This window comes from Streptomyces albiflavescens, assembly GCF_014645835.1.
Taxonomy (GTDB): Bacteria; Actinomycetota; Actinomycetes; order Streptomycetales; family Streptomycetaceae; genus Streptomyces; species Streptomyces albiflavescens.
Genome location: NZ_BMMM01000002.1, coordinates 655117 through 673828, shown reverse-complemented (window position 1 = coordinate 673828; position 18712 = coordinate 655117). Strand labels below are relative to the sequence as shown.

Here is an 18712-nt window from a genome sequence, read left to right as displayed (position 1 = left end):
TACGTCCGCATGCTATCGGCCCGACGGAGCGGGCCGTTTTCACGGCGCTGCCGCCGCGCGGCCGGGTCACCCCCGACCGCCGTCGTCCGGAACTCCCGGAGGTCACAGCGGCGGCAGAGTGGGCGCGGCCTTCGCCGGGTTCTCCGCGAGGGCCGCCAGGGCGATCCGGATCGCCTCGTCGAGTTGGGTGTCACGTCCGGCGGCGTAGTCCTGTGGAGCCTGGACGACCTCGACGTCGGGGTCGACACCGTGGTTCTCGACGCCCCACTCGTGACCCTCCAGCCAGAACGCGTACTTGGGCTGGGTGACGAGCGTGCCGTCGACGAGCCGGTAGCGGCTGTCGATGCCGATCACTCCGCCCCAGGTGCGGGTGCCGACCACGGGCCCGATCCCGAGCGCCTTGATCGCCGCGTTGACGATGTCGCCGTCCGAACCGGAGAACTCGTTGGCGACGGCGACGACCGGACCGCGTGGCGCGTCCTCCGGGTAGCTGTACGGGCGCAGGCCGCGCGGCAGGTCCCAGCCGACGATCCGCCGCGCCAGCTTCTCGACGACGAGCTGGGAGGTGTGGCCGCCGCGGTTCTCGCGGACGTCCACGACCAGCCCTTCCCGGGCCACCTCGATGCGCAGATCGCGGTGGAGCTGGGCCCAGCCGGAGCCGACCATGTCCGGCACGTGCAGATAGCCGAGGCGGCCCCCGGACTGCTCGTGGACGTATGCCCGCCGGTCCGCCACCCAGTCGTGGTAGCGCAGCGGCTCCTCGTCCGCGAGCGGGACGACGACCGCGTGACGTGGATCGCCGCCGCCCGAAGGCGAGATGGTCAGCTCCACCGGCTTGCCCGCCGTGCCGACGAGCAGCGGCCCGGGCCCGGCCACCGGGTCCACCGGCTGCCCGGCGACCGCGACGATCGCGTCTCCGGCACGCACCGCCACCCCCGGCGCGGCGAGCGGCGCCCGCGCGTCCGGGTCGGAGGTCTCGGACGGGAGGATCCGGTCGATGCGCCAACTGCCGTCCTCATGACGGGAGATGTCCGCGCCGAGCAGCCCCTGCGCCCGATCGCCGCCGCCTCCTCCGCCACGCGGCATGACGTACGCGTGCGAGGTGCCCAGCTCGCCGTGCACCTCCCACAGCAGGTCGACGAGGTCGTCGTGCGTGGCGACCCGTTCCAGAACCGGCCGATAGCGGTCGAGTACGGCCTCCCAGTCGACCCCGCCCAGGTCGGGCCGCCAGAAGTTGTCCCGCATGAGGCGGCCCGTCTCGTCGTACATCTGCCGCCACTCGGCGGCCGGGTCGACGGTCTGCCGGACCCGCGACAGATCGACGGTGATGTTCGTGTCGCTCTCGTCGTCGTTCGAGGCGCGCCGGTCGCTGGGTACGACCTTGAGCTTGCCGTCGGTCCACAGCAGGACCCGCTTGCCGTCGCTGGTGACGGCGAAGTGGTCGGCGTCGGCGGCGAGATGCTCGATGCGCTGCTGGGCGAGGTCGTACCGCTCCAGCTCGGTCTGCGGGTCCGGGTCGTCGGGCGTGGCGCGGGAGGCGCCGAGCACACCGCGGACCGGGTGCCGCAGCCACAGCAGCCCGTCCTTGGCGGCCCGCAGCGTCGAATAGCGGGCGGCCTCGACGGGGAACGGCACGATCCGGTCGGCGAGCCCGTCGAGGTCGATGCGGGTCGTGGGGGCGCCCTCGCTGTCGGGCGTCTCGTCCTTGTCCGGCGCCTCGAAGGGGCGGCCGTGGCGCTGCGGCCCGAAGGGGGACGGCGTGGTCGCGGCCAGGGTGATCAGGTAGGGCCGTGAGCCGCCCACGAACGCCAGGTCGAAGACGTGCTCGTCGTAGACGGGGTCGAACGCGCGCGCCGAGAGGAAGGCGAGGTGCTTGCCGTCGAGCGTGAACGCGGGCTCGTAGTCGCGGAACCGGAGCGGGGTCGCCTCGGTCACCGACAGGTCGGCGGTGTTGGCCAGTTTGAGCTGGCGCAGCGGGCGCGGACCGGGATGCGACCAGGCGAGCCAGGCCGAGTCGGGCGAGAAGACAAGGCCGCTGACCTCGCCGTCCTCGCTGCGGTCGACCTCGCGTACCTCGCCGCTCTCCCGCTCGACGAGCAGCACGCGTCCGTCGTGCGAGGCGACGGCGGCGCGGCTCCCGTCGGGCGCCATGGCGAGCCCGAGGACGCGCCCGAGCTGCCCGGCGGCGAGCCGGCGCGGGGTGGCCCCCGGCGCGACTCCCGTCGCCGGGGCGAACTCCAGGGCATCGTCGCCCTCAGCGTCGGTCACCCACACCACGTGCTCCTCGCCCTCCGCCCGGAAGGTGCGGGGCAGCCGGGAGCGCACCCCCTGCTCGGCGGCGAGGGCGCGGGCCGGACCCGCGCGGTGGGTGACCCAGTGGACGGCGCCGCGCACCGAGACCGCGCTGCCGCGTCCGGTGTGGTCGGGCGCGGCGGCGGAGAACCAGCGCGACGCGCTCACCGGGTGCGGCTGCTGGTCGACGCGCTGGCCGCCGAGGCGTATGTCCAGCCGGCGCGGCTCGGTGCCCTCCAGGTCGTCCAGGAGCCACAGTTCACCGGCGGAGGCGTACACGACGCGCGTGTCGTCGGTCGCGGCGTGCCGGGCGTAGAAGCCGTCGAGGGGTGTGTGCCGCCGCAGGTCGGACCCGTCGGCGAGGGAGGAGTAGAGCGCCCCGACACCTTCGTGGTCGGACAGAAAGGCGACCCTCTCCCCCACCCACATGGGGTACTCGATGTTCCCGTCGAGCTCTTCGTGCAGCCGTACGAACGCGGAGTCGCCGTCGCTCTCCCGGTCGATCCACAGCTTGCCCGCCGTACCTCCGCGATACCGCTTCCACCAGGCGGCCTCGCGCCCCATGGGCGCGGACAGCAGCACGACACCCGGGCCACCGTGGGCGACGTCGCCGACGGGCCCGTACGGAAGGGTCGTCGCGGGGCCGCCGTCGAGCGGGACGGCCCTGGCCCAGCTGCGCCGCAGGCTCGCCTGCCCCTGGGTGCTCAGCGCGAGCACCTGACCGTCCGGTGTCCAGCCGCGCACCTGGGTCTTCGAACTGCCCCAGTACGTCAGCCGCTTGGACGGTCCGCCCTCGAGCGCGGCCGCGTGCACCTCGGGCGCTCCGTCACGCGTGGACGTCCAGGCGACGGTGGCGCCGTCCGGGGAGATGCGCGGATGGTTCACCGGGACGTTGTCGGCGCTGACCCGCCAGGCCCTGCCTTCGCCGTCGAGCGGGGCGGCCCAGACGTCGTCCTCGGCCGTGAAGACGAGCAACTCGCCGTGCAGATGCGGAAACCGGAGATACGCGGAGGCTGCGGACTCTGTCACCCGATCACCCTATGCAGCGACCGCACCCCTTGAAAGGGGTTCCGATCACTTGATCCGCGTGGGCCGGGCAGGTCACTGGGCTGGTCACTTGCCCTGGGAGGGCCAGCACGTCGGGTCGCCCTTGCACCACATGGTCTTCGTCACGGTGACGGTGACGGTGGGGTTGGGCTGCCCGTTCGTGGGGTGGTACGAGATGGGCGGGTTGGGGGCGTTCGTGGCGTTGCAGTTCCCCAGGCCGTTCACGTGGAACCACTCCTTGCCGCCGACCGTGGCGCGCAGGTCCCCGCGTACGCACGCGCCGTCGACGGCGCGGGTGACCTTGCCCTTGACGACGATCTCCCGTCCGTCGTCCGTCTGCCCCTGGCAGTCGACGTCGGCGACGGTGCTCACGGTCGGCGCGGGCGTCTTCCCGGGTGTGTAGGCCTTGTTGGCCCCGCCGTACGACGCCGTACAGCTGAGCCAGCGCACGTTCACATGCTGTCGTTCGAGTTCCTTGGTCGCGGTCCGGTCGGTCGTGTAGGCCACCGTGGCCGAGCTCAGCCCGTCCGTCGGCTCGCACGCGGCCACCCCGAACACTCCGGCCGCTCCGAGCCCCATCGCCACCCACACCTGCCGACGCCCTGTCCGACGCCCTATCCGCCTCAAAGCCCCCATAGACGGCAGCCTGCCACTGTCCCGCGAACGACGGTAGACCGCATGCGGCCACGATCCCCAGGACCACCCGAAGGAGGGTTTTTCGCCCTTGCCGGCCGGGCGAAGAAGGCCTGGATTTCAGGTGCGCAGGAGGAGCCACTCCTGGAGTTCCACCAGATTGCCCTCCGGGTCCTTGAGGTGGGCGACGCGCATGCGGTCGGTCATGGGGACAGGACCGTGCAGGATCGTCGCGCCACGCGAGGCGATCTGCTCGCAGTACACGTCCAGGTCATCCACCCGCAGCACCACCAGCGAACGATGCCCGGTCGCCAAGTCACCCAGCTCACCAAGGACTTCGGCCATCACCGACCGGTCCTGTATGGCGATGCCGGCCGACCCCGTGGAGGGGCTGAACTTCTCGTAGGGCCCCTCCGTCGCACCCGACTGGGGCTTGAGGTCCAGCACTTCGGCGTAGAAGCGGTAACACGCGGTGAAGTCCGAGACGAGCAGCCGTACCTGGGCGAGTTCCAAGGCGATCCCCTGTGAGTGTCAGGACCAGCGACCGGTACGAGCCAGCAGCAGCGCCGCCGCCACGGTCCCGGCGGTCGAAGTACGCAGCACGGTACGCCCCAGGTGGAAGGTCCGCGCACCCGCCTCGGTGAACAGCGCGACCTCCTCGGGCGAGATCCCGCCCTCGGGGCCGACCACCAGGACGATCTCCCCGGAACTGGGCAGTTCGGCCGTCGCGAACGGCTCGGTCCCGAGCTCCGTGTCCTCGTGCAGCACCGCCGCCAGATCCGCTGTGGCGAGAAGTGCGGCAACCTGCTTGGTCGACATCGCGTCCGCGACCTCGGGGAAGCGGACGCGCCGGGACTGCTTGCCGGCCTCCCGGGCGGTGGCCCGCCATTTGGCGAGGGCCTTCAGCCCCCGGTCGCCCTTCCACTGCGTGATGCAGCGAGAGGCCGCCCAGGGCACGATCGCGTCCACGCCGGTCTCCGTCATGGTCTCGACGGCCAGCTCGCCCCGGTCACCCTTGGGCAGGGCCTGGACGACCGTGATGCGCGGCTCCTCCACCGGCTCCTCGGTCACCGAGTCCATCCGCACGATGAGCCGGTCCTTGCCCTCGGTGTCGAGGACCACGCAGTCCGCCCAGCGCCCGGCCCCGTCGGTGAGGACGACGTCCTCACCGGGCCGCAGCCGCTTCACGGAGACGGCGTGCCGTCCCTCGGGGCCGTCGAGGACGTAGCGTCCGCCGCCCTGCGCGTCGAAGTGCTCGACCACGAACACCGGGGCGGTCATCGGCCCGCACTCCCGTCCTCTTCCGGGAGCGCCGACAACGCTGTCTTCGCGGCGGCGATCTCGGCGTTCAGCACCTCCACCAGCTGCCCCGCGGGCAGTTCGCGGGCCATGCGGTGGCCCTGTCCCGCCCACAGCGCCATGCCCTGCGCGTCGCCCGCCGCGGCGGCCGCCTTGCGCAGCGGGGAGGTGAGGTGGTGGACCTCGGGGTACGCGGCAGGCGCGTACGGGCCGTGCTCACGCAGGAAACGGTTGACCAGTCCGCGTGCCGGGCGGCCGGAGAACGCGCGCGTCAACTCCGTCCGTACGAACAGGGGGTTGGTCAGCGCCTGCTTGTGCACGACGTTCGCCCCGGACTCGGGGGTGGCGAGGAACGCGGTGCCGAGCTGGGCCGCGCTCGCCCCCGCCGCGAGCACTGCGGCGATCTGGCTGCCGCGCATGATGCCGCCCGCCGCGACGATCGGGATCTGCACGGTCTCGCGGACCTGCGCGATCAGCGAGAGCAGCCCGATGCCGGTGTCGTCCGTCTCCGGGTTGTCGCGGTGGGTGCCCTGGTGGCCGCCTGCCTCGACGCCCTGCACGATCACCGCTGCGGCTCCCGCCCGCTGCACGGCCAGCGCCTCCTCGGCGGTGGTCGCGGTGACCATCGTCAGCGTGCCGGCGCGGGCGAGCGAGTCCAGGACGTCGCGGGTGGGGACGCCGAAGTGGAAGGAGACCACCGGCACCGGGTTGTCGAGGAGGACGGCGAGCTTGGCGTCATAACCGTCGTCACGGCCGCTGTCGGGGTCGCCGAGTTCGGTCTCGTACCAGGCGGCCTCACCCGCGAGCTGGTTGGCGTACACCTCGACGGCGGCGGAGTCCGCGTACTCGGGCTGTGGCATGAAGAGGTTCACGCCGAAGGGGCGGCCCGTGAGTCCGCGCAGCTGCTTGATCTCCTGGTACATGCCGTCGGCGGTCTTGTACCCGGCGGCGAGGAACCCGAGCCCACCGGCCTCGGACACGGCGGCCGCGAGATGCGGGACGGAGACGCCGCCCGCCATGGGGGCCTGCACGATCGGGTGGGGGAAGAGATCGGTCAGTGCAGAGGACATGACCGCATGTTGTCACGTCCTCCGTACAAGTCCGAATCCGGCCTTCCGCCTGGCATAGGCCACCGGGATGGGCGGTCGCGAGGCGGGGTTTTCACCCCGCGAACCCGTGCCCCGCAAGGGGCGCGGGGGACTGCGCGACCAGCCCCCACCGACCCGCGGTCGAAGAAGCAACCGTGGTCCGGGGCGGAGCCCCGGGCTCGGGACGGGCCGGGGCCGAGGGGGCGGGAAAAGCCACCTCAGCGACCGTTGAACGCGTCCTTCAGCCGCGAGAACAGACCCTGCTGACCGGGCTGGAACTGCCCGGTCGGCCGCTCCTCGCCCCGCAGCTTGGCCAGCTCCCGCAGCAGCCGCTCCTGCTCCGGGTCGAGCTTGGTGGGCGTAGTGACCTCGACGTGCACGATGAGGTCGCCGCGCCCGCCACCGCGCAGGTGCGTGACGCCCCGCCCGTGCAGCGGAATCGACTGCCCGGACTGCGTCCCCGGACGGATGTCGACCTCCTCCAGGCCGTCGAGCGTCTCCAGCGGCACCTTGGTGCCGAGGGTGGCCGCGGTCATCGGGATGGTGACCGTGCAGTGCAGATCGTCGCCACGGCGCTGGAACACGGCGTGCGGCAGCTCGTGGATCTCGACGTAGAGGTCACCGGCGGGCCCGCCACCGGGACCGACCTCGCCCTCGCCCGCGAGCTGGATCCGCGTGCCGTTGTCGACACCGGCCGGGATCTTCACGGTCAGCGTCCGACGGGAGCGGACCCGGCCGTCGCCCGCGCACTCCGGGCACGGGGTCGGGACCACGGTGCCGAAGCCCTGGCACTGCGGGCAGGGACGGGACGTCATGACCTGGCCCAGGAAGGACCGCGTCACCTGCGACACCTCACCGCGACCGCGGCACATGTCACACGTCTGCGCCGAGGTGCCCGGCGCCGCGCCTTCCCCGTTACAGGTGGCACAGACGACGGCCGTGTCGACCTGGATGTCCTTCGTCGTGCCGAAGGCGGCCTCGTCCAGCTCGATCTCGAGCCGGATCATGGCGTCCTGGCCACGGCGCGTGCGCGACCGGGGGCCGCGCTGCGACGCCGTACCGAAGAAGGCGTCCATGATGTCCGAGAAGTTCCCGAAGCCGCCGGCGCCGAAGCCACCCGCGCCCGCGCCGCCCGACTGGGACAGCGGGTCGCCGCCGAGGTCGTAGACCTGCTTCTTCTGCGGGTCCGACAACACCTCGTACGCGGCGTTGATCTCCTTGAACCGCTCCTGCGTCTTCGGATCGGGATTGACGTCCGGGTGCAGCTCGCGCGCGAGCCTCCGGAACGCCTTCTTGATCTCATCCTGGGACGCGTCGCGGCGCACGCCGAGTACGGCGTAGTAGTCCGTGGCCACTTACGACTCCGCCAGGATCTGTCCGACGTACCGTGCCACCGCTCGTACCGCTCCCATCGTTCCCGGGTAATCCATGCGGGTCGGGCCGACCACGCCGAGTTTGGCTACTGCCTCGCCGCCCGAACCGTAGCCGACCGAGACCACGGACGTGGAGTTGAGTCCCTCATAAGCGTTCTCGTGACCGATTCGTACGGTCATGCTCGAATCCCCGGCCTCACCAAGCAACTTGAGGAGCACGACCTGCTCCTCCAGCGCTTCGAGCACCGGCCGGATGGTGAGAGGGAAGTCATGTCCGAAACGGGTGAGATTGGCGGTGCCGCCGATCATCAGCCGTTCCTCGGTCTCCTCGACAAGCGTCTCCAGCAGGGTGGAGAGCACCGTCGAGACCGTACCGCGGTCCTCCGTCTCGAAGGCCTCCGGCAGGTCCTGCACGAGCTGCGGGACGTCCGCGAAACGGCGGCCCGCGACCCGGCTGTTGAGCCGGGCCCGCAGATCCGCGAGCGACGTCTCGCCGAACGGCGCAGGGCAGTCGATCATGCGCTGCTCGACCCGGCCGGTGTCCGTGATCAGCACGAGCATCACGCGCGCGGGGGCGAGGGACAGCAGCTCCACGTGCCGCACGGTCGAGCGCGTCAGCGAGGGGTACTGCACCACCGCGACCTGCCGTGTGAGCTGCGCGAGCAGCCGTACGGTCCGGCCCACGACGTCGTCGAGGTCGACGGCGCCGTCGAGGAAGTTCTGGATGGCGCGCCGCTCGGGCGCGGTCATCGGCTTGACGCCCGCGAGCTTGTCGACGAAGAGGCGATAGCCCTTGTCCGTGGGGATGCGCCCGGCGCTGGTGTGCGGCTGGGCGATGTAGCCCTCGTCCTCCAGCGCGGCCATGTCGTTGCGCACGGTCGCCGGTGAGACGCCGAGGCGGTGCCGCTCGGTCAGCGCCTTGGAACCGACCGGCTCCTCGGTGCCCACGTAGTCCTGGACGATGGCGCGCAGCACCTCGAGCCTGCGTTCGCTGAGCATCGCGCACACCTCCAGAAGTCTTCTCGCGGTCCTCGTGACCTTCGGCCTGGCACTCAGTGCACGCGAGTGCCAGCGTCCCCCGGCCCAGTGTACGGCGGTGAGGTACGGCCCCGGCAAGGGCGGGCCTGCGATGTCGTGCCTGACGGGCTCTCACGGCTAGCGTCTCCGTATGAGCGTGACTTGGGAAGAGCTCGGGTGGGAAAGGGTGGCACCCCGGGTCGGGCGGAAGCGGCTTCCGGTCTGGGACTGCACGGCCGGGCTCGTGGTGGGCGAGGGCGCGGCGCTGATGATCGACGCGGGGTCGAGCCTGCGGGAGGGCGCGCAGCTGCGGACCGAGGCGCGACGGCTCCTCGGCGGGGACCGCCGCGTGACGCACCTCGCACTCACCCACCCCCACTTCGACCATGTCTTCGGGGCGGCCGCGTTCGCCGGGGTGGAGGTGTTCGGCGCGGTCGGCCTGGACGCGGTCTTCGCGCACGACCGCGAGGAACTGCGCGCGGACGCCGTACGCAACGGTCTCGACCCGGGCGAGGCGGCGGAGGCCGCGGACCTCTTGGTCCACCCCCGCCACTCGGTGTACGGCGAGTGGACCCTCGATCTCGGAAGCGGCACACAGGTCCTGCTGGCCAACGTGGGCCCCGGCCACACCTGCCACGACCTGGTGGTCCTGGTCCCCGGCTCACCCGGCTCACCGGAGACCGTCTTCTGCGGCGATCTGGTGGAGGAGTCGGGCGACCCCCAGGCGGGTCCCGACGCCGTCCCCTCCCACTGGCCGGCGGCGCTGGACAGGCTGCTCGACCTGGGCGGGGAGGACGCGGTGTACGTGCCGGGCCACGGCGCGGCGGTGAATGCGGCGTTTGTCCGTGCACAGCGGGACGCGTTGGCCACACGTTTCGGCGTGTCTTCGTAGCGGGCCGGGAGCTTCTCCTATCGTCATCCGAATGCGCCAGTACTCTCCGGACCTGACCCCGCCGTGGAAGAAGCCCACAGCCGTGCCCGAGGTCCCCGCCGACCCCGGCCTGGTGGTCGAGGAGCCCGGCACCGGCTTCTGCGGCGCGGTGATCCGCTGCGAGGCGGGCACGGTGACCCTGGAGGACCGCTTCGGCAAGCACCGCGTGTTCCCGCTGGAGCCGCGCGGCTTCCTTCTGGAGGGCAAGGTGGTGACGCTGGTCCGCCCCGCCTCCGGTCCGGTACGTCCCACCCGCACCGCCTCCGGTTCGGTCGCCGTACCCGGGGCGCGGGCCAGGGTCGCACGGGCCGGACGCATCTATGTGGAGGGCCGCCACGACGCCGAACTGGTCGAGCGCGTCTGGGGCGACGACCTCCGTATCGAGGGCGTCGTCGTCGAGTACCTGGAGGGCATCGACGACCTCCCGTCCATCGTCGCGGACTTCGCGCCGGGGCCGGACGCCCGCCTCGGCGTCCTGGTCGACCACCTGGTCCCCGGCACGAAGGAGTCCCGCATCGCGGACGCGGTCACGAGCGACCACGCCCTGGTGCTGGGCCACCCGTACATCGACATCTGGGAGGCCGTGAAGCCGTCGGCCGTGGGCATCCCGGCCTGGCCCAGGATCCCGCACGGCCAGGACTGGAAGACGGGCGTCTGCCGGGCGCTGGGCTGGCCGGAGAACACCGGCGCGGCCTGGCAGCACATCCTGTCCCGGGTGCGCTCCTACAAGGACCTGGAGCCGGAACTCCTGGGCCGCGTCGAGGAGTTGATCGACTTCGTCACCGCGCCGGAGTGAGGGGCCGGTCGCCGGTTTCACGCGTCCGCCGACGGTGCCCCTTCAGGTGGACTGTACGTGAACAGCGGTTCAGTCCACCAGGTCCCTGACCACGGCGTCGGCGAGCAGCCGCCCGCGCAGCGTGAGCACGGCGCGGCCGTCCTCGTACGGGCCGGTTTCGAGGAGCCCTTCGGCCAGGGCGCGGCGGGAGGCCGCGAGACCGTCCGGGCGGAGCAGGGACAGCGGGCAGCCCTCGCGCAGCCGCAGTTCGAGCAGGATGCGTTCGACCCGGCGGTCCTCCTCGGAGAGGAGTTCGCGGCCCGCGCCCGGGGAGCGGCCGGAGGCCAGGGCGGCGGCGTACGCCCCGGGATGCTTCACGTTCCACCAGCGCACACCGCCGACATGGCTGTGGGCGCCGGGGCCCGCGCCCCACCAGTCGGCGCCGCGCCAGTACAGCTCGTTGTGCAGGCAGCGACCGGCCTCGGAGGTGGCCCAGTTCGACACCTCGTACCAGTCGAAGCCGGCCGCCGACATCACCTCGTCGGCGATCAGATAGCGGTCCGCGTGGACGTCGTCGTCCGTCATCGGGACCTCGCCACGGCGGATGCGGCGGGCGAGCTGGGTGCCCTCCTCGACGATCAGGGCGTACGCGGAGATGTGGTCGGGGCCGGCACCGAGGGCCGCGTCGAGCGACGCGCGCCAGTCGTCGTCGGACTCCCCGGGGGTGCCGTAGATCAGGTCGAGGTTCACATGCTCGAAGCCCGCCGCGCGTGCCTCGGCGACGCAGGCCTCGGGGCGGCCGGGGGTGTGGGTGCGGTCGAGCACCTTCAGTACGTGCTGCCGGGCGCTCTGCATGCCGAAGGAGATCCGGTTGAAGCCCCCGGCGCGCAGGGTCGCGAGGTACGCCGGGTCCACCGACTCCGGGTTCGCCTCGGTCGTGATCTCCGCGTCGTCCGCGAGCCCGAACTCGTCGCGGATCGCCCCCAGCATCCGTACGAGATCGTCGGCGGCCAGCAGGGTCGGCGTACCGCCGCCGACGAAGACCGTGCGGACGGGGCGCGGGTCGTCGCCGAGGACCTTGCGGGCGAGACGGACCTCGTCGATCAACGTGTCCGCGTAGTTGTCGCGGGAGGCGAGCACGCCTCCGGTGCCCCGCAGCTCGGTCGCCGTGTAGGTGTTGAAGTCGCAGTAGCCGCAGCGGGTCGCGCAGTACGGCACGTGGAGATAGAACCCGAGGGGTCGCTCGGCCTCCCCCAGTGCCTTAAGGGCCTGGGAGGTACCCCCACCGGCCAGGGCGTGCGCGGGCAACGCCCCGTCGTCGGGGACGGGCTCACCGTCGGGAAGTGCGGAAGGCATGCCTTCCATTGTCCAGCACGTCCGGCCATGCCCTCGTTCGCAGGGAACCGCGCGATCAGGGAGCGCCCCGCCAGGGGCGCGGGGAACTGCGCGACCAGCCCCCACCGGTCCGCAGCAGAAAAACAACCCGGGGGGTCTGGGGGCAGAGCCTCCAGGTACGGGACGGGTAGGGGCGGAGGGGGCGAAAAACCGCTGTCCCCCTACTCGCCCCGCAGCACCGGCAACTACTCGGCCTGCAGCACCAGCAACGCCATGTCGTCCTCCGGCGGCCGCGCCCCGAACTCGTGCACCAGCCTGCGGATCCGTTCCGCGATCAGTTCGGCGCTCAGCCCCGCACAGCCCTCCAGAGCCTTCGCGAGCCCGTCCTCGTCGTCGAACTGCCGGGACCCACTGCGCCGCTCCGTCACACCGTCCGTCACACACAGCAAGGTGTCACCGGCATGCAGCTCAAAGGTCTCGGAGCTGTAGCCGGCGTCCTCGAAGACGCCGAGAAGGGTCTGTGGCCCCGCCACTTCCCGTACGTCACCGTCGGGCCCGAGGAGCAGCGGCAGCGGATGCCCGGCAGAGGCCAGAGTGCAGCGCACCCCACCGTCGAAGGGGACGAGCTCGCCGTACAGCATGGAAAGGAACCGCGTCTGCGGGCCGAGGTCCGCGCCCAGCCCCGGCCCGTCCGCCGCCACGAGCGCACGCGCCGCCGCGTCCGCGGCCTCCGTCGCGTCGTCGAGCAGAAGCTGGTTGAGGCGGTCGAGGACGTCCGCGACCTGGTAGCCCTCGCGGGCCAGCAGCCGCAGCCAGGGCCGGGCCAGGCCGATCACGACGGCGGCCTCGGGGCCCTTGCCCTGGACGTCGCCCACCGCGAAGCACCAGCGCCCGTCGCCCGCGGGGAACAGGTCGTAGAAGTCGCCGCTGGGTCCGCCTTTGTCGAGTGGCTCGTACACGAGGGCGCTGCGTACGCCCGGGATCTCGGCGACCGCGCCGGGCAGCAGGCCGCGCTGGAGGACCCGGCTGATGGTGGCCTGGCGTGCGTACTGGCGGGCCGCGCCGATGGAGAGGGCGATGCGGCGGCTGAGGTCCTCGACGAGCCCGGTGATCTCGTCGGGGAAGTCGACCAGCCCGGCCCGTCCGATGACGAGCGTGCCCAACGGCCGCCCGCCCGCGATCAGCCGATACGCGAGCGCCGCCCCGCTCGCCCCTCGCCCGCCCAGCGCCTCGCCGGGCCAGGGAACGGGGACGGCCCGGGAACGCACCGCGTCGGGCAGCAGCGGCGGGTCCTTCTCCAGGACGCGGCGCAGTTCCTCGATGCGGTTCTCGCTGCCGTGCCAGACCCGGGCCAGCCGGGGTCCCAGGGCGAAGCCGAGACCGCCCGCGCAGTCGGTGGCCTCGTCCTCCAACCACACCGCGCACCAGTCGGCGAGGCGCGGCACGAGCAGCTGCCCGGCGAGCGCGGCCACCAGGTCCTCGTCGAGCTGCCCGGCGAGCAGATCGGACGCCTCGGCGAGGAAGGAGAGGGCCCCGCGGTTGAGCCAGTCCTGGTCCTGCTGGGCATTCCGTCGCAGCTCGGGCGGGAGTACCTCGGGGGCGAGTATCTCGCCGACCCGCATCCCCCTCTCCATCGCCTGCTCACCGGCGTACGCCGCTATCTTCTCCGCGACTCCGGAAATCCTGTCGGCTCCCGAAGTTCTGTCGGCTCCTGAAATTCTGCCGACTGCCGAGATCCTTCCCGCATCGGGGATGCTCTCCGATTCCGGGACCTTTCCCACGTCCGAACCGTCCCCCGAACCCGGGATCCGCCCCGCGTCCGAGCCCTTCCCCGAACCCGGGATCCGTCTCGAGTCCGAGCCCCTTCCCGAACTCGAACCCGGTCCCGAGCCCGAACTCGAACCCGATCCAGAACCCCTTCCCACGTCCGGGATCCGCCCCAAATCCGAGCCCCCTCCCGCGCCCGAGCCCCCTCCCGCGTCCGAGACCTTTCCCGCATCCGAGATCTTTCCCGCACCCGAGATCATTCCCGCACCCGAGTTCCTTCCGGATGGGGAATTCCTGTCGGCTTCCAAAATCATTTCGGCGCCCCGGACACCTTCCACGGCCGGGACGCCCTGCCCACCCGAAACGCCCCCCGCCTCCATGACCGCGCTCCCGTCGACGGGCAGCCGCGCCCACACGGTCTTGACCCCGGTGCGATAGGTGATCCCCCAAGCGTCGGAGAGCGCGGACACGAGCCGTAACCCGCGCCCGTACTCCGGTGTGACGTACGGCCGTTCCACGCTGTCGTCGCGTACCGCGCGCGAGGGGTGGTGGTCGGAGACCTCGACGACCAGCGGGCCGGGCGCCCCGTCACCCGCGGTTTCGAGGCGGCACAGCAGCTCGACGTCGGTGCCCGCGTGCACGACGGCATTGGTGACGAGTTCGCTGATCACCAGGATGGCGTCGTCGGTGAGGCGGTCGTCGATGATCTCGGCGCCCGGAAGGGCGAGTTCGGTCCAGTCTGCGAGCGCGCCGCGCACGAACCGGCGGGCGGCTCCGGGAGCGAGCGGAGTGCCCGGCAGCGCGGTGCGGGCCACGACTTCCTGGCCGGCGCGGTTGTGCGCAGGCGCATCAGGGGCACGCGCCATGGACTCCCGTTGCGTCGGAATGGCCCCCACTGTGCAGCTCCCTGAGCAGTTCGGACGAATACGCCTCAGGCGATGCGGACAGAGTGACAGACTGGCTGCGCCCATAAGCGCCGAGTTACCGAAGTGGGCCGCCATGAGTGAGAACAGTGGTATGCATCTGCTCGAAGACGGACAGATTCGAGCATCGGATCTGCGTCCGCTGCTCGCCGCGATGACCGCCGCGCGGGACGGTGACTTCAGCAAGGTGCCGGAAACCGGGCACGGTCTGGTGGCCGACCTCAGCGCGATGTTCAACCAGATCATGGACCGCAGTACCCACTTCAACTCCGAGGTGCAGCGTGTCCGCCGGGAGTTGGTACGGCACGGGCGGCTCGACGAGCGCCTTTCGGCCAGCCCCGGCCAGGGCGGCTGGACGGCCCGCGTCAACGACGTGAACCAGCTGCTCGACGCCCTGGTGGCCCCCGCGGCGAACGCGACCCGCGTCCTCGACGCGGTGGCCGGCGGCGATCTCACCCAGCGGGTCGACCTGCACGACGGCAACCGGCAACTCCGCGGCGACTTACGTCGATTGGGCCGCGCCGTCAACAAGATGGTCGACCAGCTCTCCCTCTTCACCGGCGAGGTCACCCGCGTCGCCCGCGAGGTCGGCACCGAAGGACGGCTCGGTGGCCGCGCCAAGGTGACGGGCCTGTCCGGGAGTTGGCGGGATGTGACCGAGGCGGTCAACACGATGGCCTCCCGCCTGACGGCGCAGGTGCGCGACATCGCCCTGGTGACCACGGCGGTGGCGCGCGGCGATCTGACCCGTACGGTGACCGTCGAGGCGACCGGCGAGCTCCTCGAACTGAAGCTCACCGTGAACACCATGGTCGACCAGCTCTCCGCCTTCGCCGACGAGGTCACCCGCGTGGCCCGCGAAGTCGGCACCGAGGGCCAGTTGGGCGGTCGCGCGCAGGTGCGGGGGGTGAGCGGGGTCTGGAAGGACCTCACCGACAACGTCAACTTCATGGCCTCGAACCTGACCTCACAGGTCCGGAACATCGCCCAGGTCACGACGGCCGTCGCGAACGGCGACCTCAGCCAGAAGATCACGGTCGACGCGCAGGGCGAGATCCTCGAACTCAAGTCGACCATCAACACCATGGTCGACCAGCTCTCCGCCTTCGCCGACGAGGTCACCCGCGTCGCCCGCGAGGTCGGCACCGAGGGAAACCTCGGCGGCCGCGCGCAAGTACGCGGAGTCAGTGGCGTCTGGAAGGACCTCACCGACAACGTCAACTTCATGGCGGACAACCTGACCTCGCAGGTCCGTAATATCGCCCTCGTCTCCACCGCCGTGGCGCAGGGGGACCTCGGCAAGAAGATCACCGTCGAGGCGAAGGGCGAGATCCTCGAACTCAAGTCGACCATCAACACCATGGTCGACCAGCTCTCCGCCTTCGCCGACGAGGTCACCCGCGTCGCCCGCGAGGTCGGCACCGAGGGAAACCTCGGCGGCCAGGCCCAGGTGCGCGGCGTGTCCGGGGTCTGGAAGGACCTCACCGACAACGTCAACTTCATGGCCCTGAACCTGACCTCACAGGTCCGGAACATCGCCCAGGTGACGACAGCGGTCGCGAACGGCGACCTGTCGAAGAAGATCACCGTCGACGCCCGTGGCGAGATCCTGGAGCTGAAGGACACCGTCAACACGATGGTGGAGCAGCTGCGCGCCTTCGCCGACGAGGTGACCCGCGTGGCCCGTGAGGTCGGCACCGACGGACGGCTGGGCGGCCGCGCCCAGGTGCTGGGCGTCTCGGGCGTCTGGCGCGATCTGACCGACAACGTCAACTACATGGCCGACAACCTGACCTCACAGGTACGGAACATCGCGCAGGTCGCGACGGCCGTGGCCCAGGGCGACCTGTCGAAGAAGATCGACGTGGACGCCCGCGGCGAGATCCTGGAACTGAAGACCACCATCAACACGATGGTCGACACCCTCTCCTCCTTCTCCTCCGAGGTCACCCGCGTGGCCCGCGAGGTGGGCTCCGAGGGCCAACTCGGCGGCCAGGCAAGGGTCGAGGGCGTGTACGGCACCTGGAAGCGCCTGACGACGAACGTGAACGAGCTCGCCTCCAACCTCACCACCCAGGTCCGCGCGATCGCCGAAGTGGCGTCCGCCGTGGCCCAGGGCGACATGTCCCGCTCCATCACCGTGGAGACCCAGGGCGAGGTCGCCGAGCTGAAGGACAACATCAACCTGATGGTGGCCAACCTCCGCGAGACCACGCGCGCGAAGGACTGGCTGGAGTCGAACCTCGCCCGTCTCGCCGCGCTGATGCAGGGCCACCGCGACCTGATGGAGGTCGCCGACCTGATCCTGCGTGAGCTGACCCCGCTGGTGAACGCGCAGTACGGCGCCTTCTTCCTGGCCGACCCGGAGGAGGACGGTACGTCACTGCGAACGGCCGTGCCCTCCAAGGGGCTCGCCTTCATCGCCGGGTACGGCTCGGCACAGGGCGCGACCGTCGACACGGGCGGCATGCCGGTCCACGGGCTGGTCCGGCAGGCGGCGCGCGAGAAGAAGCGGATCCTCGTCGAAGAGGCCCCGCCGGACTACATCAAAATCAACAGCGGACTCGGCGAGGCGGCTCCGGCGAGCGTCGTGATCATCCCGATCCTCTTCGAGGACAAACTGCTCGGCGTCATCGAACTCGCCTCCTTCTCCCGCTTCTCCGACGTCCACCTGGCCTTCTTCGACCAGTTCGTGAACACCATCGGCGTCGCCATCAACACCATCATCGCCAACTCCCGTACGGAGTCCCTGCTCGGCGAGTCCCAGCGGCTGGCCATCCAGCTCCAGGACCGCTCGGACGAACTCCAGTCGCAGCAGGCCGAGTTGCAGCGCTCGAACGCCGAACTCGAAGAGAAGGCGGCCCTGCTGGCGACCAGCTCGCAGTACAAGTCCGAGTTCCTGGCGAACATGTCGCACGAACTGCGCACACCGCTCAACTCGCTGCTGATCCTCGCCCGGCTGCTCTCCGACAACCCGGACGGCCATCTCTCCGACCAGGAAGTGCAGTTCGCGACCACCATCCACCGCTCGGGGTCCGACCTCCTCCAGCTGATCAACGACATCCTCGACCTGTCCAAGATCGAGGCCGGCCGGATGGACGTACGCCCGAAGAGGCTGCCGTTGATCAAGCTGCTCGACTACGTCCACGCGACCTTCCGCCCACTCACTCTGGACCGGGGTCTCGCCTTCGAGGTGACGGTCGGCGAGGACGTACCGCGGGAGATGTACTCGGACGAGCAGCGGCTCCAGCAGATCCTGCGCAACCTGCTCTCCAACGCGATCAAGTTCACCGCGACCGGCCGCGTCGAGCTGCGCGTCAACCGCCTCAAGGACCCGGACCACACCTACACCCGCGAGAACAGCGACGACGTGATCGCCTTCGCGGTCTCCGACACCGGCATCGGCATCGCCGCGGAGAAACTCCCGGTGATCTTCGAGGCGTTCCAGCAGGCCGACGGCACCACCAACCGCAAGTACGGCGGCACGGGCCTCGGCCTGTCCATCAGCCGGGAGATCGCCGGGCTGCTCGGTGGCCGGATCATCGCGGAGAGCAAGCCAGGCAAGGGCTCGACCTTCACGCTGTACGTCCCTGTCGTGAGCCCCGGGCACACGGCGACCGGACCCGCTCCCGAGGACCGCCAGGTGCACGTGCCCGAGCAGCTGTCCACCGAGCCGTACACCGCGCACGACACCGACGACACCTGGCCGACACCCACCAAATTGGAGGCGTGGAAGTCCGGCCGGGCGGGCCAAGTCCTGCCGGGACGACGGGTGTTGATCGTGGACGACGACATCCGCAACGTTTTCGCGCTCACCCATGTCCTGGGCCGCGTCGGCATGCCCGTCCTCTACGCGGAGAACGGCCGCGAGGGCGTCGAGACGCTGGAGCGCAATCCCGACGTCGAACTCGTCCTGATGGACATCATGATGCCGGAGATGGACGGCTACGAAACGATCTCCGCCATCCGCCGCACCCCGCGCTGGACCGGCCTGCCCATCGTCGCGCTGACCGCGAAGGCGATGCCCGGCGACCGCGAGAAGTCCATCGCACGGGGCGCCAACGACTACGTACCGAAACCGGTGGACGTCGACCAGCTCCTCACCGTCGTCTGCGCCCTCCTCGACCCGGAGAGCACGGACGAACCGGAGCAGGACGCCGCGGACGGTGCGGCTGTACCGGGACCGAGCACATCAGGGGAGTCCGCGGTTCCACCGACGACTGAGTGAGGCA

The 18712-nt window shown here is 71.0% G+C and carries 12 protein-coding genes; 3 read left to right on the top strand and 9 right to left on the bottom strand.

Annotated features, from left to right (window positions below; all coding sequences use genetic code 11):
- Positions 1 to 102 precede the first annotated feature (102 nt).
- The 7 genes from IEY95_RS07870 to hrcA all read right to left on the bottom strand — a co-directional run bounded on the left by IEY95_RS07870 (position 103) and on the right by hrcA (position 8731).
- On the bottom strand, positions 103 to 3321 hold the full coding sequence (locus tag IEY95_RS07870; RefSeq protein WP_189185138.1) for a S41 family peptidase: 3219 nt from the start codon (positions 3319 to 3321) through the stop codon (positions 103 to 105).
- 84 nt (positions 3322 to 3405) lie between these two features.
- Complete coding sequence (locus IEY95_RS07865; RefSeq protein ID WP_373294443.1) at positions 3406 to 3975, bottom strand: hypothetical protein; 570 nt, start codon at positions 3973 to 3975, stop codon at positions 3406 to 3408.
- Between the two features lie 117 nt (positions 3976 to 4092).
- Positions 4093 to 4485, bottom strand: a complete 393-nt coding sequence (locus IEY95_RS07860) for a VOC family protein (RefSeq protein WP_189185136.1) — start codon at positions 4483 to 4485, stop codon at positions 4093 to 4095.
- 18 nt (positions 4486 to 4503) lie between these two features.
- Complete coding sequence (locus tag IEY95_RS07855; RefSeq protein WP_189185135.1) at positions 4504 to 5253, bottom strand: 16S rRNA (uracil(1498)-N(3))-methyltransferase; 750 nt, start codon at positions 5251 to 5253, stop codon at positions 4504 to 4506.
- The gene (locus IEY95_RS07850) at positions 5250 to 6341 is read right to left on the bottom strand and encodes a nitronate monooxygenase (protein ID WP_189185134.1); all 1092 of its coding nucleotides are present in this window, start codon (positions 6339 to 6341) and stop codon (positions 5250 to 5252) included. Before IEY95_RS07850 ends, IEY95_RS07855 begins: the two co-directional genes overlap by 4 nt.
- 236 nt (positions 6342 to 6577) lie before the next feature.
- Positions 6578 to 7714 (bottom strand): molecular chaperone DnaJ, encoded by a 1137-nt coding sequence (gene dnaJ, locus IEY95_RS07845; RefSeq protein WP_189185133.1) that lies wholly within the window; start codon positions 7712 to 7714, stop codon positions 6578 to 6580.
- Positions 7715 to 8731 (bottom strand): heat-inducible transcriptional repressor HrcA, encoded by a 1017-nt coding sequence (hrcA, locus tag IEY95_RS07840; protein ID WP_189185132.1) that lies wholly within the window; start codon positions 8729 to 8731, stop codon positions 7715 to 7717.
- Between the two features lie 169 nt (positions 8732 to 8900).
- Here hrcA and IEY95_RS07835 point away from each other — a divergent pair, with 169 nt between their 5' ends.
- Together IEY95_RS07835 and IEY95_RS07830 are read left to right on the top strand one after the other, a co-directional pair.
- Positions 8901 to 9641 carry an MBL fold metallo-hydrolase gene (locus tag IEY95_RS07835; RefSeq protein ID WP_189185131.1) on the top strand — a complete coding sequence of 247 codons (741 nt, stop codon included), beginning with the start codon at positions 8901 to 8903 and terminating at the stop codon, positions 9639 to 9641.
- Positions 9642 to 9672: 31 nt separating this feature from the next.
- On the top strand, positions 9673 to 10476 hold the full coding sequence (locus IEY95_RS07830) for a DUF3097 domain-containing protein (RefSeq protein WP_189185130.1): 804 nt from the start codon (positions 9673 to 9675) through the stop codon (positions 10474 to 10476).
- A 69-nt stretch (positions 10477 to 10545) separates the two neighbouring features.
- Here IEY95_RS07830 and hemW read toward each other — a convergent pair whose 3' ends face one another.
- Both hemW and IEY95_RS07820 read right to left on the bottom strand, forming a co-directional pair.
- The gene (gene hemW / locus IEY95_RS07825) at positions 10546 to 11811 is read right to left on the bottom strand and encodes a radical SAM family heme chaperone HemW (RefSeq protein ID WP_189185129.1); all 1266 of its coding nucleotides are present in this window, start codon (positions 11809 to 11811) and stop codon (positions 10546 to 10548) included.
- A gap of 224 nt (positions 11812 to 12035) precedes the next feature.
- A complete protein-coding gene (locus IEY95_RS07820) occupies positions 12036 to 14423 on the bottom strand; it encodes an ATP-binding SpoIIE family protein phosphatase (protein WP_229702675.1) in 2388 nt (795 codons plus the stop codon).
- A gap of 211 nt (positions 14424 to 14634) precedes the next feature.
- Here IEY95_RS07820 and IEY95_RS07815 point away from each other — a divergent pair, with 211 nt between their 5' ends.
- Positions 14635 to 18708: a HAMP domain-containing protein gene (locus IEY95_RS07815; protein ID WP_373294456.1), complete on the top strand. Its 4074-nt coding sequence runs from the start codon at positions 14635 to 14637 to the stop codon at positions 18706 to 18708.
- The last annotated feature ends 4 nt before the right edge of the window (positions 18709 to 18712 follow it).